Consider the following 24490-nt stretch of genomic DNA (forward strand, 5'->3'; position numbering starts at 1 on the left):
ACTTCTATTATCTTTTATTGGCTCTATATAGTATAATAGAGAGTATGAAAAAAATAATCTCCCTTGGCTTAATACTTCTTGGTATACTTGCAGATCAGCTGTTGAAAGCTTGGACTGTTTCTAATATTCCATTGGGAGGAGAAAAGGAATTTATTCCTGGTATCCTCAGCCTAACCTATCTTCGAAATGAAGGCGCAGCTTGGTCGATGTTGGAAGGAAAACAATGGTTTTTCCTTATCTTGACACCGATTGTGATCATCGGAGCGCTTTACTTTCTTAATAAAAAAATAAATCAAAACTGGTACTTTGCCGCACTGACCTTGATTATTTCAGGAGCGCTAGGGAACTTTATTGACCGGGTACGCCAATCTTTTGTGGTGGACATGTTCCAGACGGATTTCATCAATTTTCCAATATTTAATATCGCTGATATACTGCTTTCAATAGGTTTTGTAGTACTCTTTATCGCGATTATTTTAGACAAAGAGGTAGAATAAATGACAGTAGTAATTATTGACGAGCCAAATGCAGGGCTTCGTTTAGACAAGGCTTTAGCTAACTTGAGTGATGCTTCACGTTCAGTATTGACAGAGCTGATTCGTGAGGGGAAAGTCACGGTAGATGGGCAAGTCAAAAAAGCAAAGTATAAAGTAAAAGTAGGGGAAGCAATCGCCTACGAACTGCCAGAAGTTGAAGTGCTTGATATCCAAGCTGAAGATATTCCTTTAGATATTGTTTATGAAGATTCTGATGTGGCAGTGATTAATAAGCCCCAAGGAATGGTTGTTCATCCAAGTGCGGGACATGCTTCAGGTACTTTAGTTAATGCCATTATGTACCACATCAAAGATCTTTCTTCTATTAATGGTGTGATTCGTCCCGGTATTGTCCACCGTATCGATAAAGATACTTCCGGTTTACTGATGATTGCAAAAAATGATGCAGCTCATGAGTCTTTAGCTGCACAGCTTAAGGCAAAAACGAATAAACGCCGCTATATTGCACTCGTACATGGCGAATTACCTAATGAAAAAGGCACGATTGAAGCACCGATTGGTCGTAATCCTAAGGAGCGTAAGAAACAAGCCGTAATTTCCGGTGGTAAACCAGCAAAAACTCATTTTACCGTCATGGAACGTTTTCCTGGATATACTCTTGTCGCTCTTGAGCTTGAAACAGGGCGTACGCATCAGATACGCGTACACATGGCTTATATTGGTTTCCCAATTGCTGGGGATCCTCTCTATGGTCCAAGTAAAACTTTAACGCCAAACAAGGGGCAATTTCTCCATGCCGAAACTTTAGGTTTTGAACATCCCGCAACAGGCGAACAGCTTGAGTTTCAGGTTGATATTCCTGAAATATTTGCTCAACAACTTGATAATTTAAGAGGCTTGTCGTAAGACAGGTTTTTTGTTGTCCTTTACTTCCTTGGTCATTGTAGGATGTCAAAGCGCCTAAGTCTGTTGCAAATTCTGAGTTGTTGTTAAACAAAAACCATCCAGCTGTTTTATAAATTTTTACCGTCCTAGAATGAATTTGTGGTAAAATAGTTCTATGCTAAAAAAATCTGATTTCGAAAAATTTCCTGATTTGCTTGTCAAATACGATGAGCCATTGTCAAATTATACCTACACCAAAGTTGGCGGACCAGCAGATTTTCTTGCTTTTCCCGCTTCAAGTGAAGAGTTAAGCGCGCTTCTCGACTTCGCACGAGCAGCAGAAACACCAATTACTGTGTTGGGTAATGCGTCCAACTTAATCGTTCGTGATGGTGGCATTCGTGGCTTAGTGATTTTACTTGAAAAAATGAATCACGTAAAAGTAGACGAAAATGTAATCACTGCCGAAGCCGGAGCAAAATTGATTGATACCACACATGTTGCGCTTGATTATGCCTTGACGGGCTTCGAGTTTGCATGCGGTATTCCTGGTTCTGTTGGTGGCGCAGTCTTTATGAATGCTGGTGCCTATAATGGCGAAATTGCCCATGTTTTGCTTAATTGTACTGTTATTGACCAAGAAGGTCACCTTCGTGTATTAGAGGCGGACGAAATGAAATTTGGCTACCGCCACTCTGTTATTCGTGATGAGGATTTGATTGTTGTCTCAGCTCAGTTTAAACTGGAGGCTGGTGATGCTGCTGTTATCAAAGCAGAAATGGACCGTTTAACTGGCTTACGTGAAAGTAAGCAACCGCTGGAATACCCGAGCTGTGGTTCAGTATTCAAACGTCCTGCTGGACATTTTGCCGGACAGCTTATCCAAGAGGCGGGGATGCAAGGTCACCGTATCGGTGGTGTAGAAGTATCTAAAAAACATGCAGGCTTTATGGTTAATGTTGATCAAGGCACAGCTACAGATTACGAAAATTTGATCGCTTATGTCATTGAGCATGTGAGGGAAAACTCTGGATTAACACTTGAAGCAGAAGTCCGTATTATCGGTGAGAAATTAGAAAGATAAAAACAAAGAAAAATGATTAATGCAATAGTTTTTGACGTTGACGATACAATTTACGACCAGCAAGCACCCTTCAGACGTGCCATTTCGAAAGTCTTCCCTGACTTTGACATGACAGACATGAACAAAGCTTACATTCGCTACCGTCACTATTCAGACCTTGGTTTCCCCAAAGTAATTGCGGGCGAGTGGGACATTGAATATTTCCGTTTTTATCGTACAAATGAAACACTTAAAGATCTGGGCTATCCTGAAATTTCACGTGCTACCGGAGATTATTTCCAAGAAATTTATGAATATGAATTGGAAAACATCACCATGCTTGATGAAATGCGTTTGACACTTGATTTTTTAAAGAAACGTAATATTCCAGTAGGTGTAATTACGAATGGTCCAACAGAACATCAGCTGAAAAAAGTACGCAAACTTGGTTTGTATGATTATGTTGAGCCAAGTCATGTGATTGTTTCGCAAGCAACCGGCTTCCAAAAACCAGAAAAAGAAATATTTAACCTGGCTGCGCAACAATTTGGCATGACGCCTGAAACAACCTTGTATGTAGGGGACTCTTACGACAATGATGTTATGGGCGGTCACAATGGCGGTTGGAAAACCATGTGGTTCAATCACCGCGGACGCAGTATTTCACAAGGTGAAAAAGTACACGATGTCGAAATTGATTCTTTTGAGCAACTCTTTGGTGCTGTAAAAGTCCTTTTTGATCTTCCAGATAACAAATACATCATGGATTCCAATGACAAGACTAACCCTGTCCTTGAGTTGGGTATTAAGTCTGGTGTAAATCTCGCAGCAGAGCGTCTTTTGTCTACAGGGAAATTTGATTTAGAAACTGTAGCTGACATGCTAGAATTAAGCAAAAAACAGATTGAATTCTTGACTTTAAAAGGATACAAATAAAAAAATGAAATCAGAGAAGGCTCTGATTTTTTAATTGGCCATTAGGCATTTGTTGCGAAAGCCACTAGGTGCTAGCCGGGAAGCTCTATGGAGCCTTGTCTCATCACCGGATTAGAAAAAATCGAAAACATATTGTTTGTGATTTTTTTCGTCATAACCTCCATGGAAAGAGAAAATTCACTCTTGCATTGACATAAAATTTACGTTATAATTATAAAAGTTTCTGCTAAGCAGAAAATAGGACTCATTTTTGCGATAAACAAGCGAAAACTAAGGCCATACGGACAGCCAGAGTCACAGCCGATTGGCAATTTTATTGCCTTATTGATTAAGCAAATTACTTTGCTTATGGAGTTTCGTACTCCACCCAAGAAACACGCTTGCGCGCATCAATAAGAGTACTAAAAGTTGACTACTCGGTCTCTCCGCAGTAAGACTGCTTTTTATATGTAATCAAAGATTGAATGTGAATCCAAGTGTGTGTACACTTGGATTTTTTGATATGCTACCATCATTGCGCCTGAAGGCGCTAATGATGGACGGAAAGCCCTATAGGGTCTTTCCTGAGCATCTCATTAGTTGAAAAACAAAAAAACATCGTTTTTATTTTTCAACGTCATATGTTATCCTCATTGTACCTAAAGGTACTCATGAGGAACGTAAAGGCACTGAGAGTCAAGGCGACTTTCTGCAAACAACAGGAGCATATTTCTTTCAACCGGTTTTGAGATTCCGGTGTTGGCTATCAACAATAAAACTCTAAATCCAAGACGAAGGATAAAAACTATGACCAAAAACATCATTGAATTTAAAAACGTAACGAAAACCTATGAAGACACTGGTACGACAGTGCTCAAAGATATTACTTTTGAGATTGAAGAGGGGAAGTTCTATACCTTGCTGGGGGCTTCTGGTTCAGGTAAATCAACGATTTTAAATATTATTGCTGGACTTTTAGATGCCACATCTGGAGATATTTTGTTGGACGGTCAGCGTATCAATGATGTTCCAACAAACAAGCGTGATGTGCATACGATTTTTCAATCTTACGCCTTGTTCCCGAATATGACGGTCTTTGACAATGTGGCTTTTGCTTTGAAAATCAAGGGAGTTCACAAATCAGAAATCGCAAAACGTGTTTCGGAGTCGCTTAAGCTTGTGCAACTGGAAGGCTTCGAGAAACGTGCCATCAGCAAACTCTCTGGGGGGCAAAAACAACGGGTCGCTATTGCACGCGCCATCATCGACCGTCCTAAAGTTCTTCTGCTGGATGAATCCCTATCAGCTTTGGATATGAAGCTTCGTAAAGATATGCAATATGAACTCCGTGAGTTGCAGCAAAGTCTAGGTATCACTTTTATTTTTGTAACCCATGATCAGGAAGAAGCTTTGGCCATGTCTGACTGGATTTTCATTATGAATGAAGGAGAAATCGTTCAGTCAGGCACACCCACTGATATTTATGACGAGCCAATTAACCATTTCGTGGCAGAGTTTATTGGCGAATCAAATATTATCAATGGTCGCATGATTGAGGACTATCTTGTCGAGTTCAACGGTCAACAATTTGAAGCTGTTGACGGTGGGATGCGCTCTAATGAGCCGATTGAGGTGGTCATTCGTCCTGAAGATATTGAGTTCACCCTGCCTGATGAAGGAAAATTCAATGTGAAAGTCGATACACAACTCTTCCGTGGGGTGCATTATGAAATTGTGGCTTATGATGATTTTGATAACGAATGGCTGATTCACTCTACCCATAAGGCTTTGGTTGGAGAAACGGTCGGCTTAAATTTTGAGCCTGAAGCTATACACATTATGCGTCTTGACGAAACCGAAGAAGAATTTGATGCGCGTATCGAAGAGTATGTTGAGGAAGAAGAGCAAACGATCGGTATTGCAAACGCGGTCGAAGAAGAAGCTGCGGAAGAAGAGGCCGCCATCATGGACGCTGTTCAGGAAGCCTTGGAAAACACAATGGACTTGACGGAGTTAGCGCAAGCCGTAAACGATATTTTGCATAAGCAAGAAAACGGAGAAAGTGAGGAAGAAGAATGACCAAAAGACTCTTCTCTGTCCCCTACTTCCTGTGGGTTGGACTGTTCGTTGTAGCACCCCTTATCCTCTTGCTTTGGCAATCTTTCTTTAACATTCAAGGACAGTTTACCTTTTCGAACTATAGCCAGTATTTTACAAGCTCAACTTACCTGATGATGACTTGGAACTCAATCCTCTATGCCCTAATCATTACAGTTGTTACACTCTTGATTAGCTTTCCCGTGTCCTATGTATTAACGAAACACAAGCACAAACAGCTTCTCTTGATGCTAATTATCTTGCCCACTTGGGTGAATTTGCTGCTGAAAGCTTATGCCTTCATTGGTATTTTTGGCAAGTATGGCTCTGTGAACAGTTTCCTACAATTTATCGGGCTTGGTCGTCCGCAGATATTGTTTACAGACTTTAGCTTTATCTTTGTAGCCACTTATATTTCGATTCCTTTCATGGTGCTGCCCATTTTTAATGCCCTTGAGGATTTGGATGGAAACCTCGTCTTAGCCAGTTATGATTTAGGCGCAACGCGTTGGCAAACCTTTATTCATGTGGTTTGGCCTTTATCGCTCAATGGTGTACGCTCAGGTGTCCAAGCAGTTTTCATTCCGAGCTTGTCACTTTTCATGCTGACACGCTTGATTGGCGGAAATAAAGTGATAACGCTAGGTACTGCAGTTGAAGAACATTTTCTCACCACTCAAAACTGGGGGATGGGTTCAACCATTGCCATCATTTTAGTCTTTGCTATGATGATTATTATGTTAGTGACAAGAGAAAGAAAGGTGGGAAGCTAATGCGTAGTAAAAACCGTATCGGAAAAATCTATCTGGGCTTTGTGCTCTTTATTCTTTATGCTCCAATCTTTTTCTTGATTTTTTACGCCTTTAACGAAGGCGGGGATATGAATCAATTTACAGGCTTTACCTTAGACAATTTTAAAGAGCTTTTTCAAGACAGTCGTTTAATTTTGATTGTCGTACAAACCTTTTTCTTGGCTTTCTTGAGTGCTCTGATTGCCACAATCATTGGAACTTTTGGCGCCATGTTTATCGAAAACCTTAAAACCAAAGGTAAGACGACTTTCTTAGGCTTAAACAATGTCTTGATTGTATCGCCTGACGTTGTTATTGGTGCAAGCTTCTTGATTCTCTTTACCTTAGTAGGAATGAAACTTGGCTTTGCTTCCGTTTTGTTGAGCCACATCGCCTTTTCTATTCCGATTGTTGTCTTGATGGTGTTGCCACTTTATCAAGAGATGGACAAATCTTTAGTGGAGGCCGCCTATGATTTGGGGGCAACGCAGACTCAAGCACTGAGAGAAGTGATTCTGCCCTATTTGACGCCTGGTGTCATTGCTGGTTTCTTTATGGCCTTCACTTATTCCTTAGATGACTTTGCAGTTACCTTCTTTGTCACAGGAAATGACTTTACGACAATATCTGTTGAGATTTATTCACGCGCGCGTGCAGGCATCTCCCTTGAGATCAATGCGCTATCTGCAATTGTATTTCTCTTCTCAATTTTACTGGTTATAGGGTATTATATAATCATGAGAGAATCAGATACTGCCGGAAAAACACCAAATATTACTTAAGAAAGGACAGTTATCTTGAAAAAATTAATCTATTTTTTGACAGGGATTTTAGCAATTACTGCCCTTCTTGGCGTTACAGCATGGCGAATGTCCGCCGCAACAGGTGTTTCAACATCTACCAATAGTTTGACGATTTTTAACTGGGGCGAATATATCGATCCACAGCTCCTCAAGAAGTTTGAAAAAGAGACCGGTTATAAGGTAAATTACGTGACATTTGACTCCAATGAAGCCATGTATTCTAAAGTTAAACAAGGCGGGATGGCTTACGATATTGTCGTGCCCAGCGAATACATGGTGCAAAAAATGGCCAAAGAAAATCTTTTGCTTCCTTTAGACCACACCAAGATTAAAAATCTTGAGTATGATAATCCGAAGCTCTTGGATGCGGCATTTGACCCTAAAAATACTTATTCCGTACCTTATTTCTGGGGGACTTTAGGGATTGTATATAATGATAAATACATCACCTATCCACCCACAAAATGGGAAGACCTTTGGTCTAAAGATTACAAAAATTCGATCCTCCTCACAGATAGTAGTCGAGATGTGATGGGGATGGGCTTAATCGCTACAGGAAGCTCTGTGAATACGACCAACCAGTCAGAGATTGATCGTGCTTATGACAAGCTCCTACAGCTTACACCCAATGTTAAAGCCATTCTCGGTGACGAAATCATGAGTTACATGATTAATAACGAAACTCCGCTGTCTGTCGTTTATAGTGGACAAGCTTCAGAAATGACTTCAAGCAATGAACATTTGCACTATGTGGTCCCTGCCCGAACAAACATTTGGTATGATAACTTGGCTATCCCAAAAACCAGTAAAAATACCAAAGCGGCCTATGCCTTTATCAACTTCATGCAAGAACCAGAAAATGCAGCGGCGAATGCTGAATACGTAGGCTATTCAACACCTAACGTGAAAGCTGAAGCGCTCTTGCCTGCAGAAGTTCGTGAAGATAAATCTTACTATCCTGATGAAGCATTAATCAAAGAAGATGAAGCCTATGTTAACCTGAGCCCATATTGGACGGGGGTATATAATGATCTCTATCTTCAGTTTAAGATGAATAAATAAAAGTGTAAATTAAAAAGTGGAATCCTATTATATCGCCATTTACAAGCATTTGGAGGACAGAAAAAATTGGGAAATGAATAAAGTTCCCAGCCAAAACCCAGCCAAAATATGGTTAGGGTTATTTTTTTATTTTCACGTCCAAGACAAATGGGAAGGTTACAACATTGGACGGACATGAATAAGTGAAAATTGTTCAATGAAGGCTTGCTACGAATCACTAAAACCAGTTCAAATAATGATGAACATAAAATCCAAAGTGTCAATAATAATTGCAATGCGTGAACGAAAAATTGGGAAACTTAAGAAATTCCCTGTCAAAAAAACTGGCGTGTCTTTTGATTGACATTCTTGATATGACTAGTGTTGAACGTAGTCAAAACAGGATAAAAATGGTAAAATTAAGCTAGCAAATATTTGACGAGGAAACGCAGTATGACTATAATCAGCACAGCACAGCACAGCACAGCACAGCACAGCACAGCACAGCACAGCACAGCACAGCACAGCACAGCACAAGGTAGTTTCTACCTTTTTTCAACATGTTCAAAAAACGTCGTCAAATCTGACGGCGTTTTTGTGTGCAAAGGAGGTTATGTAAAATGACCTTCGACAAACTCATTCAAGAAATCAATGATAATAATACCCAACAACGTGACCGAGGAACGGCTTTTGAATATCTTGTTCAAGCTTATTTGAAAAATGAGCCGACATACAAGAATCTTTATTCAGATGTATGGATGCTTTCAGAAGTGCCTGAAGAATACGGTATTCCTAAAAATGATATTGGCGTAGATTTAGTCGCACAAAAACTGACAGGCGAACTTGTGGCTGTTCAAGCAAAATTTTATGACCACAAGATTCAGAAATCTGATATTGATTCCTTCTTAGGGGAACTCGGAAAGGACTATTACTCTGAGGGCATCATTGTTTCTACTATGGATGAATGGGGAAAGAACGCAGAAGAAGCCATTAATAATCGTTCGGATGTGGTGCGCATCGGCTTGTCAGATCTTCGCCATTCTCAAATTAACTGGGAACAATGGTCTTTTGCAGAACCTGATAAGGTTCAAGTGAAATCCATCAAAGACCCACACAATTATCAAAAGGAAGTCATTGCGAAATCTCTTGAATATTTCAAAGAAAATGACCGTGGACAGCTTATCATGGCTCCAGGTACAGGTAAGACGTTCACGAGTTTGAAAGTGGCGGAAGCACTGGCTAAGGCATCAGACAAAGAAAATTATAAAGTCCTTTACCTTGTGCCGTCTATCCAACTTTTAACTCAAACTCTCCGAGCATGGAACAATGATACTCAGATGTCTATGTCAAGCATGGCGGTAACCTCAGATAGAAATGCAAGCCGTGGCACGGTCAAACAAGACGAGTCAAATCTCTTTGTCAAAGCATCAGATATAGGTTTTCCTGCGACAACTTCCACAGAAAAAGTCCTAGAAAATTACAAAGAACTTGAAAATTCCGCACCAACGGAGCTTTTGGTCGTTTATTCAACTTATCAATCTATTGATGTTTTAGGCAATGCTCAAAAAGCAGGCTTTCCAGATTTTGATTTAATCATTGCGGATGAAGCGCACCGTACAACAGGGACAACAGCACTGGGAGAAGAAGATTCTGCTTTTGTCAAAGTGCATGACAATAACCATATCAAAGGCTCAAAACGTCTCTATCAAACAGCAACACCAAAAATCTATGGTGCAGAAGCCAAATCCAAAGGCTCTGAGATGTCTGTTGCCCTTTCTTCTATGGATGACGAAGAATTATACGGTCAAGTCATTTATCGTCTCGGTTTTGGAGATGCTATTACTCGTGCTGTACTGACGGACTACAAGCTCATGGTCTTGGCAGTCGATGAAAAGACCATCCAAAAAGATATGCAAAAATCTTTGTCTGACCCTGAAAATGGACTGAATCTTGATGATGTCGGACGTATAATCGGCGTGTGGAACGGAATGCTTAAGCGTGAAACTTTCTCAAATAATGTCTCAGGTAGTCCGATGAAGCGAGCTATTGCCTTTTCACGTACCATAAAAGACAGTAAAGCACTGACAGAACAGTTTGAGTCAGTGGTCAATGACTATCTCGAAAATACAGATGACACGCACTTTACAGCTAAAGTCCATCATGCGGACGGTACAATGAGTGCCTTAGAGAAAAACAGAGAGCTTGATTGGTTGGCAGATAAAGACTTGCCTGAAAATGAAGCCCGCATTCTTTCAAACGTTCGATTTTTGACTGAGGGAATTGATGTCCCTAATTTGGATGCCATTATTTTCCTTTCTCCTCGTAAATCACAAGTGGATATTGTGCAAGCAGTCGGACGCATTATCCGTAAATCTGAGGGTAAAGATTATGGCTATATTATCTTACCTATCGTCATTCCTGCAGGAGAAACGCCTGAGTCTATTCTTGATAATAACAAATCCTATGCCGTAGTCTGGCAAGTCCTCAATGCTCTGCGTTCCGTAGATGAGCGTTTTGAAGCGACAGTCAATAAACTTCAACTCAATAAAAAGAAACCTGAAAATATCCAAGTCATTGGAGTTGGCGGAGCGCCTGATGATGAAGACGGCAACTGGAAAGATGGAGGTGTCAATGAACCTTCAATAGAATATCAGACAGAATTTCAATTTGACTGGGAAGAAATAGAAGGCGCAATCTATGGCAAGATTGTCCAAAAAGTCGGAGACCGTCGATATTTAGAAGATTGGTCACAAGATGTCTCGAAAATTGCACAACGTCATATTTCTTATATCAATACTTTGCTTGTAGATAATGCGGATATTAAAACAGAATTTGACAAATTCCTGTTGTCGCTTAAACATAATATCAATGACTCCATATCCGACACGCAAGCCATTGAGATGTTGGCACAGCATTTGATTACCAAACCTATCTTTGATGCGCTCTTCAATGAATACAGCGTGGTCAGAAATAATCCTGTCAATGATGCTATGGAAGCGATCATCACAGAGTTTTCAAAATACGGTTTCCTAAAGGAACAAAAAGAACTGGAAGCTTTTTATGAATCTGTTCGCCTGAGAGCTGAGGGCATTGACAATGCAGAAGCCAAGCAAAAAATCATTGTTACGCTCTATGATAAGTTTTTCCGTACAGGTTTTAAATCAACCACAGAGCGCTTGGGGATTGTCTTTACACCCGTAGAAGTGGTAGATTTTATTGTTCATTCTGTCGATGATGTATTGAGAAAACACTTTGGCAAGACGATTGCCAGTAAAGGTGTCCATATCCTTGACCCGTTCACGGGTACAGGAACATTCATCACGCGCACGCTCCAATATTTGAAAGGCTTGATGGATAAGGGCGAAATCAAGCTTGAAGATATTCTTGAAAAATATGTCAATGAACTGCACGCCAATGAGATTATTCTTTTGAGCTACTATATCGCAGCTATCAATATTGAAGCGGTCTTTGATGAAATCAATGGCGAGGAGTTAGATTATGAACCTTTTGAGGGGATTGTCCTGACTGACACTTTCCAATCGACTGAGACCGAAGATACCTTGGATGATGATTTCTTTGGTGGCAATGATGAACGCTTGAAACGTCAGCAAGAAGTGCCGATTACTGTTATTATGGGGAATCCGCCTTATTCAGTAGGACAGAATAATGCAAATGATGATGGACAAAATATCAAATATCCTAAGTTAGATGCTAGACTTGCTAAAACTTATGTAGCAAGTACTAATGCAATAAACAAAGGTTCACTTTATGATTCTTATATTAAGGCACTTCGTTGGGCATCAGATAGGTTATCTAACAAAGGAGTGATAGGGTTTGTGTCAAATGGAGCGTTTATAGATAATGTTGCTATGGATGGTCTCCGCTACTCTCTTTACAATGAATTCAACCATCTCTACATTTTCAACTTGCGAGGAGATGCACGAACATCTGGTGAACAACGTAGAAAAGAGGCAGGAAATGTATTTGATTCAGGAAGTCGCACACCGATAGCAATTTCTATTTTAGTCAAAGACGGCAGTGATAAACATGAAGTGCATTATCATGATATAGGCGACTACCTCAATCGGGAACAAAAACTGTCAATTTTGACAGAAGCTCGTTCTATTGAAAATATTGAATGGTCTGAGATTGTACCTGATAAGAATAACGACTGGATAAATCAGCGTGATGAGAATTATGAAAGTTACACTTCAATGGATGATATATTTTTTGACAGACATGTCGGCATAGATACAAGTCGTGATGCTTGGGTTTATGGATTTTCTAAAATTAAAATTTCTAAAAATATGGAAAGAATGATTTCAAATTACAATGCTGAATTGGGGAAATCACAGCAGGAATTAAATTTAAGCGATAATTATGTTAAATGGTCAAGAGCTTTGTTGAATCGACAGAAAAGAAATCAGGCGATTGAGTTTAGTGATGGAAAAATAACTTTAAGCATGTATAGACCTTTTACTAAAAAATATCTATATTTAGATAAATCTGTCAATGAGAATACAGGAAGAAATGAATTATCGTTCAAAAATAGTAATTTCGGCATATTTACTCAAGGACCGGGTGTGAAAACGAAATTCTCTGCTTTACCAATAAATATAGTGCCAAATAAACACTTTATAAATACAGGTAAAGGATATTATGTAAATGCGGATGATTCTGATGGTTTATTCCATGAAAACGAAATCAATATTCAAAGTAATTTCTTAAATCACTTTGAAAGTGGCGAATCTGCAATTTACTATTTATATTCATTGTTCCATAGTGCTTTTGTATCAAAATACGAAAATGATCTTAGAAAAGATGTGCCCCGCATCCCATTACTCAAAAACAAAGAAAAATTTGTTGAAATTGGACGACAGCTTGCAAATTTGCATTTAAACTATGAACATCAGCCAAGTTGGGAAGGTGTGACAGTTTCAGGCATTGAGTCCAAGAATTTCAAAGTGAAGAAGATGAAACACCCGAAAAGAGGACAGCTTGATACGATTGTTTTCAATGAATCTATCACGATTTCAAATATTCCTGAGCAGGCTTATGAGTATGTGGTCAACGGTCGTCCTGCGATTGAGTGGATTATTGACCAATATCAGATTAAGACAGATAAAAAATCAGGTATTGTAGATGACCCTAATGACTTTGCGCCTGAAAATCCACGCTATATTTTGGATTTGCTTTTGAGCGTGATTACTGTTTCGATGACGACGGTGGAATTAGTTGGGCAGTTGCCTAAGATGGAGGTTGAGGAATGAGTAAAAAATATTGTTTTAAATCATCAAATCTAAACTTATCTCAAAGTAAAGAGGGTGAACAAGAAAAATACATCTATTATAAAAATGATGAAGAACTGAAGGTGGAAGATTCAGATGAAGAATATACAGAACAAAAATTTGATAAAGAAATTAAAGTAGCAGTATCTAATTGGGTAGATAATCGCTTTGATAACATTGTATGTCTTATTGGTGCGGGAGCTTCTGTTGTTTCAGGAAAAGGTGGATTACCAGATGAAAAATATGGTAAAACGGTCGCTATGATTGGTACCGCTGTACTTTCTGCATTAAAAGATGGAAAATATGTTTTTGAAGAGCAAGAGCGTGATGTTTTTACTTTGAAAGAGTTGATTAAAAAAACAAAATATAAAGAAACTATAAAAAAAGAAATTCAAGAGGAAGAAACACAGGAGGTTATTGAGGAATTTATCGTAAAAGAGGAATTGATTAAAGAATTTAATTTTGAAAATTTTCTTTCTGTACTTTTGTCTTATGAAAAATTTGTTCCTGAAAATCAGCAGACTAAGCTTGAGAATTCTATAAAAGCAATCCGCCAAGAAATAATCAAGGCAACTAGCTATGATTCTTATGACGATAAGTTTAAGCATGGTAAATTTTTGAATATCCTTTCTAAGTTAATAACTGACAAGAAACAAAAATTAAATATTGCTACAACGAATTATGATACCTTGATAGAAGATTCTGCAAATCAGGAAGGTTTTACTGTCTTAGATGGGTTCAAATTTGCTCAAATACCATTCTTTGATGCTTCAATGTTTGACTGGCATCTTATAAAAGATATTCCAAATGTTAAAACACAAGAAGTTGAATATATGTCAAAAGTTATTAACCTTTTGAAAATTCACGGTTCGCTAACATGGGAGCTAAATCAAACTGAAAAGAGGATTCTTCGTAAAGATAAAAATGTAAAGAATCCAATAATGGTATTTCCAAGTTCAGACAAGTATGCTCAATCTTATCAAGAACCTTATTTTGAACTGTTCACAAAATTTCAGGAGCTTTTGAAAAGAAGTAATACTTTGCTGATTACTTCGGGTTTCTCTTTTGCAGATAATCATATATCAAGAATGATTCTGCAAGCTATCAAATCAAATAGTAGTTTACATGTCCTTGTGACTGATTATGATATTGAACCAGAAAATCCTAATGAAAATTGGACTGCGTTAGTAAAAATGCAAGAAAAGGACTATCAAATTGCATTTTTGAAAGCAGCAATGAATGGTAAGTTGACAGATTACTTTGGAGGGTATTGATGAATATAGATAGTTATTACCCCGAAATAGATAAGAATAATTTCTATTTAGGTATGATAAGTCAAGTTTATAGAAGCAATGTGGTACTTCAAGTTGATAATCTTTCTCTTTTCAACAACCGAAAAATAAAAGATGAAATTTTAATACCAAATACCATTAATTTTTTTGTAGTAATTGATTCTGCTCATGGATTGTTTTTAGGGGAAATCTTCCAATCGAAAGTTTCTGGGACAGACAGTCTTCATAAATCAAAAAGTGATGATAAAAAAGAAAAAGTTTTTCCTGAAATAAGTATTGATATTATAGGTGTGCTTGGTAAAGAAGAAAAATTTTCTTTACCTGGGTTCAAAACTGTCGGGATTACAGATAAAGTCTATTTAGCGAATAGAGAATTAATTCAAAAATATTTGAATTCAATTGAAGTGCACACTTATTTCAAAGATAAGGCAGGTCGCATTGCTCAGGAAAAGTTAAATAATCTAGCGAAGATTGGAAATTTTGAATCAGAATATTTATCATTGCAACCTAATACTTTATTTGATAGACATTTGATGGCGATTGGTACAACAAATTCAGGGAAATCAACTTCTGCTCTCGCTATATTAGATAAATTAATTAATGCTAAAAAGAAAATCTTACTTATAGATCCTACAGGGGAATATAAAGATAGCTTTACTGATTCAGAAATTACAAAGCTAACTCTTGGAAAAGATACAACATTGTCAGCTGGAGATATTCTAATGAGTCAATGGGAAAGAATTTTTGAGACAAATGAAAACACACAAGGTGCAACTTTAGGTAAAGCAATTCGTTCACTTCGCTATCAGAAGAAGACAGGAAGCTCAGGAGCACTTTTAAAAGATAATCAAAATATAAATGACATTAAATCGAAACTATCAACTTTAACTCCACAAGATACTGATTTTAACTTGATAGATTTACCAAGTCAAATTCAAAAAGAAGCGGTAGAAGTGAACAAAAAAGGAGATAAATACACAACTGCTTCGTTTTATGTGAATACGAATAATTGGTTATTTGAAAAGGTTCAACATGTTCTTGATAATTCAACATTAACTGACTTTTTTACTGAAAATTCAGATACAAATTTACTAAGAAAAATTGATTCTTTTTTACTTGAGGAAACCTCTATTTATATAGATGCTTCTGAAATTGGAACTTCTGATGGCATTGGTGCAATGCTTATTGACTTGATTAGTAATTATGTAATAAACAAAAAAAGAAATAAAATTCCACCTTTTATAATGTTTATTGATGAGGTACATCGCTATTTAAGCATAAGAAATGAATATCAATCAGGAATGATTACTTGTGCTCGTGAAGGTAGGAAAAAAGGAATCTTTTTATTTTTAACCACTCAAAATCCAAAGGATGTTCCAGATGTATTACTAGGTCAAGTGGGGACTTTGATTATTCACAGAGTTACGCATTCGGAAGAACTTAAAGCAATTCAAAATCATGTTCACTATAATACTATTTCTCAGATTCAAAAATTAAATCAAGGAGAAGCAATACTTACAAGCATCAATCTTTTACAAGATATTCATGTTAGGTTTGAAAAATGTGGACGTGTTCACGAAAATGATACACCGATTTTATAAAAATAACGGAGATGCCAGATGAAAATTAATATTTTAAAATTTTAGGTATGAAGAAAAAAGAAAGTAAATTTGGATAAAGTTTTAGTCTTTCACAATAATTTTGATGACAAAGGTAATGTTATGATTGATTTACAGAGTTTCTTAGTTGATAAAATATCACATAGATTTAGAGAACTTCGAGAAAATATTCCTCCAGATTTAATTTCTTATGGTCAGAAATCAGCTATTTACAATATTGAGAAAGGAAAAGTTCCTAAAAGTGAAAATTTTATTTCAGACTCCTTATTAGAAGATTATGTAGACTATTTCAAAATATCACGAGAAGAATTAATTTTTGGTAATTCAGAGGATGTTGAACAAGTCATAGATTATATACTAATGGAGCTTTTATTTCCTGTAATAGCTGAATTTATTGACTATCAGGATTTATCTTATTCAACATATAAATATGGAAATTATCCTAGCTTAAAAACTCAAAAAGCAGTAGTAGAACTATTGCATATTTTTGCAGATTTTTCTAGATGGTATGGATTAAGAAAAGGAAATCCAGAATATGATAAAGATGAATTTGTTGATTATCTTACGATGATGGATATTGTACGAATTCTTTGTAAAAATAATTTCGGGCGTATTTTTAAAGAAAAAATTATTCAAGATATATTTAATGGTTCAGATGAAAAATTTCATTTCAATAGAATCAATAAAAAACTTGATTTATGGCTATCTACAGAGTTTCTTGACGTTTTTGTACCAGAAACTATTGAAAAATTAAGAAATAATAGTATTTTTAAGCTAGGTTTCATTGTAAAAACGCTCGTTTCTGACTTTTTGGTGGATTTACCAGAATCATATTTAGAGGAAATTCCTATTGAATATAATATTCCGCCATTAAGGATTTGGGAAATCCCGCGTACTCTAGAAGCTGAAAGATTGGTGAAGCAGAAACAAGAAGAGTATTTTGAGAATAAAGTTCCTTATGAAGAACTTTATAAAGGCATAGAAGGAGCAGTATTGAAGAATGAGCCAGAAAAGGTAGGGCTTGAAAAAAGAAAACTTGATGATTTTATTGATAGTTTGACAAATATGCCTAGTGAGTTTTCAGAAATTCACGCCCTTGATCATGGTCGTTGGAAAATTCCTGGAATTTTAACTAGTAATAGTCAAGCATCGAATGAATTTCAAAAATTTATGAATAATGCAACTTTGGATATGATAAATCACTTAATTGCCGTTCAAAATCATTTTATCAATTGTATAAAGCGAGAGGAGCTTGCAAATTTTTTATAGAATCAGAAATGAGTGAAAGATTGTTTTTTCCGTTTTCAAAAAGTAGATTTGAATTTAGTAAAGATGGTGACAATATTGAAGAAGAAACTAGAGAGTTTGCAGATAGGATTGTAGAACTTCAAATAAGAATGGCTCAACGTACTTGGGGAACCGTTGAAGATTAAGAGCAAACATTTTTTGCTCTTTTTTTGCTGTTCAATTTTAAGTTTTAGAAACGTCCATAGAAATAAACGGAATGATGAACAAAATTATGGATTCAGCTAATCATAATTTGGGTAAAATGAAATTATCAAGTGAAAAGCAAATCATTTGATGGTCGTTTTCTCAGAAGTGGTCATGAACATTTTTTGAGTTCCAAACCCAATCCTTGCTAGATTGAGTTCACAAAATGAAAGTCAATTAATATGAAATCAAACAACATCAAGCGCACAGGTGGCTATACATCTGACCTCGCAAACAACATCTTAGATACTTCTAAATCTGTTCATTCTTTAAGCAATGAGCTTGAACCTCAATTTGTTTTTGAAAACAAGAAACGTACAGATGAAGTGCAAGCCTACAAGGCCTGGTTCTCACAATCAGGTTTGCCTCCTTTTGAAGTCAAATTTGAAAATCAAGTGAAATTACCTGCTTACTTATCCGTGGTTACTTTTGATGACTTGCAAGCCTGTGAAGTGGGCTATAATATCTATTTCAAAGCTGAGAACATCAAGGAGGTCAAATAAATGACTCCAAGACAACTCGAACAATATCTTTTACAGTCATTAAACATGGCTCTAGGGGCTCAAATTCAAGGCGAAACAAGCTATACAAATAGTTTTGATGTCACCGTACAGGAAGAGGGCTTCTTATTCATCCCTCGTTTACCTGCAGGCTATGTTATTGATGATGAGCTTTATCAAAAAATTTTCTTGATTGCCAATGCTTCGTTGTACCCTCGTTACACGTTACTCAAGCAAAATTCTGCTTATTTTATACCTTTGGAAACAGAAGATATTCATGTTCAAAGAGGTTTGTTCTTCCCGTGGAAGAAAGGAATTTCAGAACGTTTGATAATTTCTGATTTAGAGCAATTTGTCAATAAACAGTCTGAAACTGTAATTCCCATCATGCAAAACCTTTCCATAGATTATGACAAGGTTACTTCTATGGCTATCGCTGGAAATTCAGGTTCTGGGAAATCGTATGCCCTCACTTACTTTTTGAGCTTGCTCAAATCCATTTCAGAACTCATCATTATTGACCCTAAATTTGATATCCCATCAAGATGGGCGAGAGAAAATGATGTTCACGTTATCCACCCTGAGCGAAATAGAAGTAAATCCGACTTTGTCAGTGAAATCAATGAAAATTTGAGTCTCTGCTTGTCACTTATTCATGAGCGTCAAGGCATCCTCTATGATAACCCAGAACACAAATTTCCCCATGTGACGATTGTCATTGATGAAGTTTTAGCATTGTCTGAGGGAACGAATAAGGCGATTAAAGATTCTTTCTTCTCCCTACTTTCTCAAATCGCCCTACTTGGACGGACTACAAAAGTTCACTTGCTTTTGGTCAGCCAGCGCTTTGACTTCAATTCTATCCCTGTTTCCGTCCGTGAACAGTTGAATGTATTGATTCAGATTGGCAACATCAATAAAAAGACCGTTCAATTTCTTTTCCCTGATCTAGACCCTGAGGGAATCGTTATTCCAATAGGAAAAGGTACTGGATTGATTCAGGTCATTGATAATGAACATCCCTATCAAGTCTTGCCTTTACTCTGTCCGACTTACTACACTAAGAAAGGCATTCTCTAAATGACACAGAAAAAGCCCTATTTCATGAGGATTTTCAATCTCAATATTTATCTCACAGCATTTTCGATTTTATTTCTCATAAGCAGTACTGCGCTACACTTTTTAGCTCTATGGATACAGAAAAACAGCCTTGATGTTTTACAAAAGATAGCTCCATTTTTATCTCAAGCATCACAGGTTCTGAGTTCGCTTTATTCTTGTTTACTGGTGTGGCTTGTTATTCTGATAGTGATTGAAATCGCTTTACGACTTGGTAAGGACTCTGTTTTCAATAGTTTCAAATCTGTTTGGCACACGTTTGGATTCAGACACTTTCTGGCTCAAACTGAAAAGAGCGAGAAAACGGCAGAGTTACAAGAAGTCAAGAAATTCAATCCGATTCACAGCACTTTCAATAAAGCCGTGCGTAAATGTGTGATTGATATACGGACTGAGAAAATCATGGTTTGTCTGAAAGTCCCTCACACACAACAGGCGCAGAAAATTCTCAAAGATATGGAAGCCCATATCAAAGAAGAACTCTCTAGTCGTAATCCGAATTATTATTTCTCAGCTCCTGAGCGTATTCGCCATAATCTATGGTTCATAGGCACAAAGAGAAAATAATCCTCTGGCGCTGTGCTTCACAAAGTGAAAAGCACAAGCGCCATTTTTCATCTCAATGTATTAACCATGTATTGGGGCTACTACGACCCCCAATACATCAATAATCAGTAATCAAGGAAAACACAAATGAAACGTTCAAATAAATGGGCATTCTTGCTTTACAAAGAGTCTGCCTCACCCGACTATTTAGAGATACTGGAAGAACTCCACATTCCCTATATTCTCAGTCCATGGCATGACATGGATGTCAATAAGCAAACAGGCGAATTTAAAAAGCCACATCGTCATGGCGCATTATTCTTTGACTCACTCAAGAGTTACAATCAAGTCTCTGAACTGCTCACAGAGAAATTAAACACGCCTGCACACGTTGAAGCGGTCATGAGCCCAAAAGGTATGTATGATTATTTCACACACGCAGAGAACCCTGATAAGACACTCTACAATGTCAACGATATTGAATCGGGATGTGGCTTTGAAATTGAGAATTTTTTGATGGAACAAGATCTTGAAAATTTTATGAGTGAAGTGATTGATATTATCGAAGAGAATCACTTTGTAGAGTTTGAAGACTTGGTTAGATTTGCCAGAAAAGAAAATGCCCTTTTACTCAATCTAATCATCAACAAAACTTATTTCTTTGCTAAATACTTGGATTCAAGAAGGTATAACCAGGTAAAAATTATTAAGAAGAAGGGAAAATAAAATGCAGAAAACAGTAAATTATGTAGATTTGATGAAAATCGGATTTCCAGAACATACTTCAAGGACTATCATACAACAAGCCAAAAAGTTGGCTGTGATTGAATATGAGAATGAAATTAAGAGGTCTGGTAAAAATAAAGAGAAAATGGTAAAATATCCTTGTTCTCCATTTGCAAATCGGCGCTTGGGAGTAGCTCCTCGAAAAATTATAGAAGAGTTGCTGGGATTCTCACTTTTAGATGAAAGTGAGGAAATAAAATGACAAAAAAATATCCAGGTTGTAATTATGACAACAAAGGAAGAGCTTATTATCAAGTGGAATTCCCACCTGATGAAAATGGATTTCGTAAAACGAAAAAAAGTCGTAAAAATCAATTCGGTCAACCTTTAAAAAATCTTCAAGAGGCTTGGGAGGAAGCAGTTCGCCTAAGAAATGAATTTCATCAATCAAATGGAATTTTGGTGGATGAGAAATTGACTTACTCGGATTATTTGGACAATATATATTTGCCTTATTATACTGCCAAAAATAATGAAACGACTGTGGAAACAGCCAAAGCTCCTTTTAAGAAAATCAGAGGAAAAGTTGGAAGAAAAAGTATTGCTTTACTTAATATTCGAGAATGTGAATCCTTTCGCGTATTTTTATTGAATAGCGAATCAGAAGGTTATGCTCGAAAAATTTGGGGAAATTTCAAGGCTTCAATGGAATATGCTTATAAATTAGGATATATCAAGGAAAATCCAATCCGCCGTTTGGATTCAATGCCTATGACGAACACTATTTCAGATTATTGGAAACCTTCGGATTTCAAGAAAGTGATTCAGACATTCGATTTGACTGATTATGTTGAACGTTGGCAGTGTTTATTGCTTTGGAGCTATTTCATGACAGGATTACGTGTAAATGAAATGCTTTGTTTAACGTGGGATGATATTTCTTTTTCTTCAAAGAAGCTCTTTGTCAGAAAAACTTTTGCTTATACAAAGGAAAAGAAATGGCATATCCAAGAATTTCTCAAAACTGATGCAGGATATCGAACACTAGAACTTGATGAAGTTACACTTCAATACATGAGGGAGTGGAAAGAAATTCAAGCTAAAGTCAATGATAAAGGCTATATTTTCTCTTCTATGGGAGAGCCAACTTATATTTGGAAAGTAACTTCAATCTTGAAGAAGCATTCTAAATTAGCTGGCGTAAAGAAAATATCTGGAAAAGGTCTTCGACATTCAACGGCAAGTTATTTGATTAATGTATTGAATAGAGATGTTTTGTTTGTTGCACAATACTTAGGGCATTCTAGCCCCAATGTAACCTTAAGGACTTATGCGCACTGGTTTAATGGATCAAATGAAGAAATTTCAACTATGTTGACTGATAGTCTCAAAAAATCAGGACTTGCAAATGTTTTTGATTAGTTTCCAGCCAAATTCCAGCCAAAGTAAAAAGCAAACTACCGAATAGCTGTAAACGTTGAGGTTAACTCTAAGATGTATTAGTTTAAGATGAACAAATAAAAGCAGTTCAAACCCTTGGGGTTGAGCTGTTTTTATTTTGTATGGTCCAAATTGGTGTCCTTAATTTTTGTAAGGTTTAGTATGCCAAACTCTCTTGATTATTATTTTTATTTTCAGGAGACCATGCTAAAATTGATAATGTCTTAATTATATGCAAACCCTAGTATAATTTTGATTTTTCATAATAAATATCCAACCCATGGATATAACCTTGATGTCCTCCTTTCCCATAGGAGGATTTTTGCTTTTCTGGTGCGTGTATATCAAGTTGCAAGTTGTTTTGGTAACGCTTACTTTAGTGTTATAATAAAGATAAGGTAAATACTGAATCCTTTATTTCAGTACACACCTTTATTTGATCGCTCCATATCTGTGCATTGGTTCTTTGCCCGCAGATGTGGAGTTTTTCTATATAAGCAATGATTTGTAAACATAATGTTATATAAGGTAATGAGAGGAGAAAAGCGTTCCTATTTCTTAGTGAAAACAAAATTTTGAAAATAAGAAGGTCAACTGCATAAAAACAAGGAAAAATATTGTGATGAAGAGAGCAAGTGTCATTATGAGAAAAAGGCGCACAATAATTTGTTCAAGATTAAAATAAATACCGTTATTGGTATTTTAAGAAAATCATTCAAACCTATGGACAAGAAAAAAATTATTTCTATTAACTGTCTCTCACAATACAAAAAGAAGAGCTCAAAAGAAGTTTCCTCAAATGCCAATAATAATGAGCGATAAGAGTATTTTAACTCCAATATATAGTAGAAAAAAATAGGAAAATAGAAGAATGAAAACAGGAGCAATTTCTCCTTAATTTTTATTAAGAAAGACGTTTAAAATTTGCTTGTCTTAACTGAAACTAAAAATATCGGAAAAATTACTTAATTTATTTAGCAAAAAATTTTAATGTATTTAAATACAAAAAAAGACTCATTTATTTTTTGTGAAATGAGAAGTGCATTAAATAGGCGTTTTCATTATACATTTTTTTCTTTTTGTAGAATAAATTTTCTGAATATTTTGTTTACAAATGTTTTCGCTTTCTTTTTTTAATTCGTTTATTTTAAGTTATGTTTAAGGTAGAGGTCATATAATGAGTCCCTCATGAAGGAAATGAATTTGACTTTTAAAATTTATTTTTTCTTGAGTGAACTTATACATTTTAAACTGTGAGCTTTCAAAGATTTGTAATTTCGCAAGTCGCAGAGATTTGAAGCTTGCTTATAACAAACGTCCATAGCGTGCAATGACGTTAAACTGCTGACGGTAATCCTACACAAGCGTTCAAGACTTTATGATGTGTATGGGAAGTAACCATGATGATAGATTATATACGGAGGTTCGTAATTGAGCATTAACTCTATGGAATACTCTTAGTGGCGAAATTGAAAGGTCTAAATGAAATTCAGTAAAGTTGCTATTTCAACTGGTGTTCTTGCTTCATTCATGTTTATCGGTACTGGTATGGCCCACGCGGACACACCAAAACAAACTACACATGATGTTGCAATTGAAGTTATTAACGGTAACTACGGTACAGGTCAAGAGCGTGTCACAATGTTGACAAACAAAGGTTTTGACTTTGAAGACGTACAAACAGAAGTTAACAACATTTTGTTAGGAAAAGCTTCAGCAACTCCTACAACTGCCAAAAAAGTTGAAACACAACCTGCTAAATCTAAAGTAGCACAAACTATATCAGGGCTTGACTTAGGTCAAACTTCTGGTCAAGTAAATATTGAAGCCCTTGCCAACTACATGGTTTCTAATACTGCCAACGCAGCAGGATATTCTGCAAGCGAATGGGCATATATTATTGAACATGAGTCTAATGGACGTGCAGATGTTGCAAATGCAAGTTCAGGGGCATACGGTGCGTTCCAATTGTTAGGCCACGGTGAATATGCTGGCATGACTCTTGCTGAACAAATCGAAATGGCAAGTAAACTCCCTGCAGGAAGCTGGGTTGTTTATAACTAATAGGAAGTGAAGTGCTATTCGTTTCCTGGAGTGCTTAACTAAGATTAAACATTCAAGGCTATCACAAACAGTGAAGGCCTTTTTGTTTTGCCCTTAACCCTTTTTAAAAATAAAAAATCAAAAAAACTCTTAAAAAAATTAAAATTATATGTTATAATAAAGAAGTAGATTTAGTAAAGCTTACTAAATTCATAACAATTAAAGAGACAATATAGGTTGGGCGCAAGCTTCAAGAGATTTCCTCCGAGGGTAAGGAGGAGATTTTTTGATAGCTTGCGCCCTTTTTGTTTACATTCTTTTTTCTTTAGGCTGC

At 36.6% G+C, this 24490-nt stretch carries 21 protein-coding genes; all 21 read left to right on the plus strand.

Annotated elements, in window-relative coordinates:
* Positions 1–44: 44 nt before the first annotated feature.
* The 21 genes from lspA to PYW30_RS04605 all read left to right on the plus strand — a co-directional run bounded on the left by lspA (position 45) and on the right by PYW30_RS04605 (position 24177).
* Positions 45–497, plus strand: coding sequence for a signal peptidase II (gene lspA, locus PYW30_RS04505; RefSeq protein WP_004257745.1), 453 nt, complete (start codon positions 45–47; stop codon positions 495–497).
* On the plus strand, positions 498–1403 hold the full coding sequence (locus tag PYW30_RS04510; RefSeq protein WP_004257740.1) for an RluA family pseudouridine synthase: 906 nt from the start codon (positions 498–500) through the stop codon (positions 1401–1403). It abuts the gene before it with no gap.
* Between the two features lie 154 nt (positions 1404–1557).
* Positions 1558–2466 (plus strand): UDP-N-acetylmuramate dehydrogenase, encoded by a 909-nt coding sequence (gene murB / locus PYW30_RS04515; RefSeq protein ID WP_014024680.1) that lies wholly within the window; start codon positions 1558–1560, stop codon positions 2464–2466.
* A 12-nt stretch (positions 2467–2478) separates the two neighbouring features.
* Positions 2479–3381, plus strand: coding sequence for an HAD family hydrolase (locus tag PYW30_RS04520; protein WP_004257735.1), 903 nt, complete (start codon positions 2479–2481; stop codon positions 3379–3381).
* A gap of 786 nt (positions 3382–4167) precedes the next feature.
* Positions 4168–5439, plus strand: a complete 1272-nt coding sequence (locus tag PYW30_RS04525; RefSeq protein WP_042217919.1) for an ABC transporter ATP-binding protein — start codon at positions 4168–4170, stop codon at positions 5437–5439.
* A complete protein-coding gene (locus PYW30_RS04530; RefSeq protein WP_042217917.1) occupies positions 5436–6230 on the plus strand; it encodes an ABC transporter permease in 795 nt (264 codons plus the stop codon). The genes PYW30_RS04525 and PYW30_RS04530 overlap by 4 nt, the downstream gene beginning before the upstream one ends.
* A complete protein-coding gene (locus tag PYW30_RS04535; protein WP_042217915.1) occupies positions 6230–7030 on the plus strand; it encodes an ABC transporter permease in 801 nt (266 codons plus the stop codon). The genes PYW30_RS04530 and PYW30_RS04535 overlap by 1 nt, the downstream gene beginning before the upstream one ends.
* 15 nt (positions 7031–7045) lie before the next feature.
* A complete protein-coding gene (locus tag PYW30_RS04540) occupies positions 7046–8113 on the plus strand; it encodes an ABC transporter substrate-binding protein (RefSeq protein ID WP_042217913.1) in 1068 nt (355 codons plus the stop codon).
* A 432-nt stretch (positions 8114–8545) separates the two neighbouring features.
* The gene (locus PYW30_RS04545; protein ID WP_232254490.1) at positions 8546–8716 is read left to right on the plus strand and encodes a hypothetical protein; all 171 of its coding nucleotides are present in this window, start codon (positions 8546–8548) and stop codon (positions 8714–8716) included.
* Positions 8713–13362 (plus strand): DEAD/DEAH box helicase, encoded by a 4650-nt coding sequence (locus PYW30_RS04550; protein ID WP_042217902.1) that lies wholly within the window; start codon positions 8713–8715, stop codon positions 13360–13362. The genes PYW30_RS04545 and PYW30_RS04550 overlap by 4 nt, the downstream gene beginning before the upstream one ends.
* A complete protein-coding gene (locus PYW30_RS04555) occupies positions 13359–14654 on the plus strand; it encodes an SIR2 family protein (RefSeq protein WP_042217901.1) in 1296 nt (431 codons plus the stop codon). The genes PYW30_RS04550 and PYW30_RS04555 overlap by 4 nt, the downstream gene beginning before the upstream one ends.
* Positions 14654–16273 (plus strand): ATP-binding protein, encoded by a 1620-nt coding sequence (locus PYW30_RS04560; protein WP_042217900.1) that lies wholly within the window; start codon positions 14654–14656, stop codon positions 16271–16273. The genes PYW30_RS04555 and PYW30_RS04560 overlap by 1 nt, the downstream gene beginning before the upstream one ends.
* 120 nt (positions 16274–16393) lie before the next feature.
* Positions 16394–17560 carry a hypothetical protein gene (locus PYW30_RS04565; protein WP_143467439.1) on the plus strand — a complete coding sequence of 389 codons (1167 nt, stop codon included), beginning with the start codon at positions 16394–16396 and terminating at the stop codon, positions 17558–17560.
* Between the two features lie 8 nt (positions 17561–17568).
* On the plus strand, positions 17569–17724 hold the full coding sequence (locus PYW30_RS04570) for a hypothetical protein (protein ID WP_155269388.1): 156 nt from the start codon (positions 17569–17571) through the stop codon (positions 17722–17724).
* Between the two features lie 240 nt (positions 17725–17964).
* Positions 17965–18285, plus strand: a complete 321-nt coding sequence (locus PYW30_RS04575) for a hypothetical protein (protein WP_042217897.1) — start codon at positions 17965–17967, stop codon at positions 18283–18285.
* Positions 18286–19362 carry a cell division protein FtsK gene (locus PYW30_RS04580; RefSeq protein WP_042217895.1) on the plus strand — a complete coding sequence of 359 codons (1077 nt, stop codon included), beginning with the start codon at positions 18286–18288 and terminating at the stop codon, positions 19360–19362.
* A gap of 207 nt (positions 19363–19569) precedes the next feature.
* Positions 19570–19968 (plus strand): hypothetical protein, encoded by a 399-nt coding sequence (locus PYW30_RS04585; RefSeq protein ID WP_232254489.1) that lies wholly within the window; start codon positions 19570–19572, stop codon positions 19966–19968.
* 126 nt (positions 19969–20094) lie between these two features.
* A complete protein-coding gene (locus PYW30_RS04590) occupies positions 20095–20673 on the plus strand; it encodes a replication protein (protein WP_042217893.1) in 579 nt (192 codons plus the stop codon).
* A gap of 1 nt (position 20674) precedes the next feature.
* Positions 20675–20935 carry a DUF3173 family protein gene (locus PYW30_RS04595; RefSeq protein ID WP_042217892.1) on the plus strand — a complete coding sequence of 87 codons (261 nt, stop codon included), beginning with the start codon at positions 20675–20677 and terminating at the stop codon, positions 20933–20935.
* The gene (locus tag PYW30_RS04600) at positions 20932–22095 is read left to right on the plus strand and encodes a tyrosine-type recombinase/integrase (RefSeq protein WP_042217890.1); all 1164 of its coding nucleotides are present in this window, start codon (positions 20932–20934) and stop codon (positions 22093–22095) included. The genes PYW30_RS04595 and PYW30_RS04600 overlap by 4 nt, the downstream gene beginning before the upstream one ends.
* A 1500-nt stretch (positions 22096–23595) precedes the next feature.
* Positions 23596–24177: a transglycosylase gene (locus tag PYW30_RS04605; RefSeq protein WP_042217887.1), complete on the plus strand. Its 582-nt coding sequence runs from the start codon at positions 23596–23598 to the stop codon at positions 24175–24177.
* Positions 24178–24490: the final 313 nt, after the last annotated feature.

This window comes from Lactococcus garvieae subsp. garvieae (assembly GCF_029024465.1).
In the GTDB taxonomy this organism is placed as follows: Bacteria; Bacillota; Bacilli; order Lactobacillales; family Streptococcaceae; genus Lactococcus; species Lactococcus garvieae.

Coding starts and splice junctions, on each gene's coding strand:
- PYW30_RS04600 (WP_042217890.1), top strand. CDS start 20,932: ATGACAAAAAAATATCCAGGTTGTAATTATGACAACAAAGGAAGAGCT.
- PYW30_RS04530 (WP_042217917.1), top strand. CDS start 5,436: ATGACCAAAAGACTCTTCTCTGTCCCCTACTTCCTGTGGGTTGGACTG.
- PYW30_RS04565 (WP_143467439.1), top strand. CDS start 16,394: ATGATTGATTTACAGAGTTTCTTAGTTGATAAAATATCACATAGATTT.
- PYW30_RS04510 (WP_004257740.1), top strand. CDS start 498: ATGACAGTAGTAATTATTGACGAGCCAAATGCAGGGCTTCGTTTAGAC.
- PYW30_RS04520 (WP_004257735.1), top strand. CDS start 2,479: ATGATTAATGCAATAGTTTTTGACGTTGACGATACAATTTACGACCAG.
- lspA (WP_004257745.1), top strand. CDS start 45: ATGAAAAAAATAATCTCCCTTGGCTTAATACTTCTTGGTATACTTGCA.
- PYW30_RS04575 (WP_042217897.1), top strand. CDS start 17,965: ATGAAATCAAACAACATCAAGCGCACAGGTGGCTATACATCTGACCTC.
- PYW30_RS04580 (WP_042217895.1), top strand. CDS start 18,286: ATGACTCCAAGACAACTCGAACAATATCTTTTACAGTCATTAAACATG.
- PYW30_RS04535 (WP_042217915.1), top strand. CDS start 6,230: ATGCGTAGTAAAAACCGTATCGGAAAAATCTATCTGGGCTTTGTGCTC.
- PYW30_RS04560 (WP_042217900.1), top strand. CDS start 14,654: ATGAATATAGATAGTTATTACCCCGAAATAGATAAGAATAATTTCTAT.
- PYW30_RS04545 (WP_232254490.1), top strand. CDS start 8,546: ATGACTATAATCAGCACAGCACAGCACAGCACAGCACAGCACAGCACA.
- PYW30_RS04525 (WP_042217919.1), top strand. CDS start 4,168: ATGACCAAAAACATCATTGAATTTAAAAACGTAACGAAAACCTATGAA.
- PYW30_RS04605 (WP_042217887.1), top strand. CDS start 23,596: ATGAAATTCAGTAAAGTTGCTATTTCAACTGGTGTTCTTGCTTCATTC.
- murB (WP_014024680.1), top strand. CDS start 1,558: ATGCTAAAAAAATCTGATTTCGAAAAATTTCCTGATTTGCTTGTCAAA.
- PYW30_RS04590 (WP_042217893.1), top strand. CDS start 20,095: ATGAAACGTTCAAATAAATGGGCATTCTTGCTTTACAAAGAGTCTGCC.
- PYW30_RS04570 (WP_155269388.1), top strand. CDS start 17,569: ATGAGTGAAAGATTGTTTTTTCCGTTTTCAAAAAGTAGATTTGAATTT.
- PYW30_RS04550 (WP_042217902.1), top strand. CDS start 8,713: ATGACCTTCGACAAACTCATTCAAGAAATCAATGATAATAATACCCAA.
- PYW30_RS04555 (WP_042217901.1), top strand. CDS start 13,359: ATGAGTAAAAAATATTGTTTTAAATCATCAAATCTAAACTTATCTCAA.
- PYW30_RS04595 (WP_042217892.1), top strand. CDS start 20,675: ATGCAGAAAACAGTAAATTATGTAGATTTGATGAAAATCGGATTTCCA.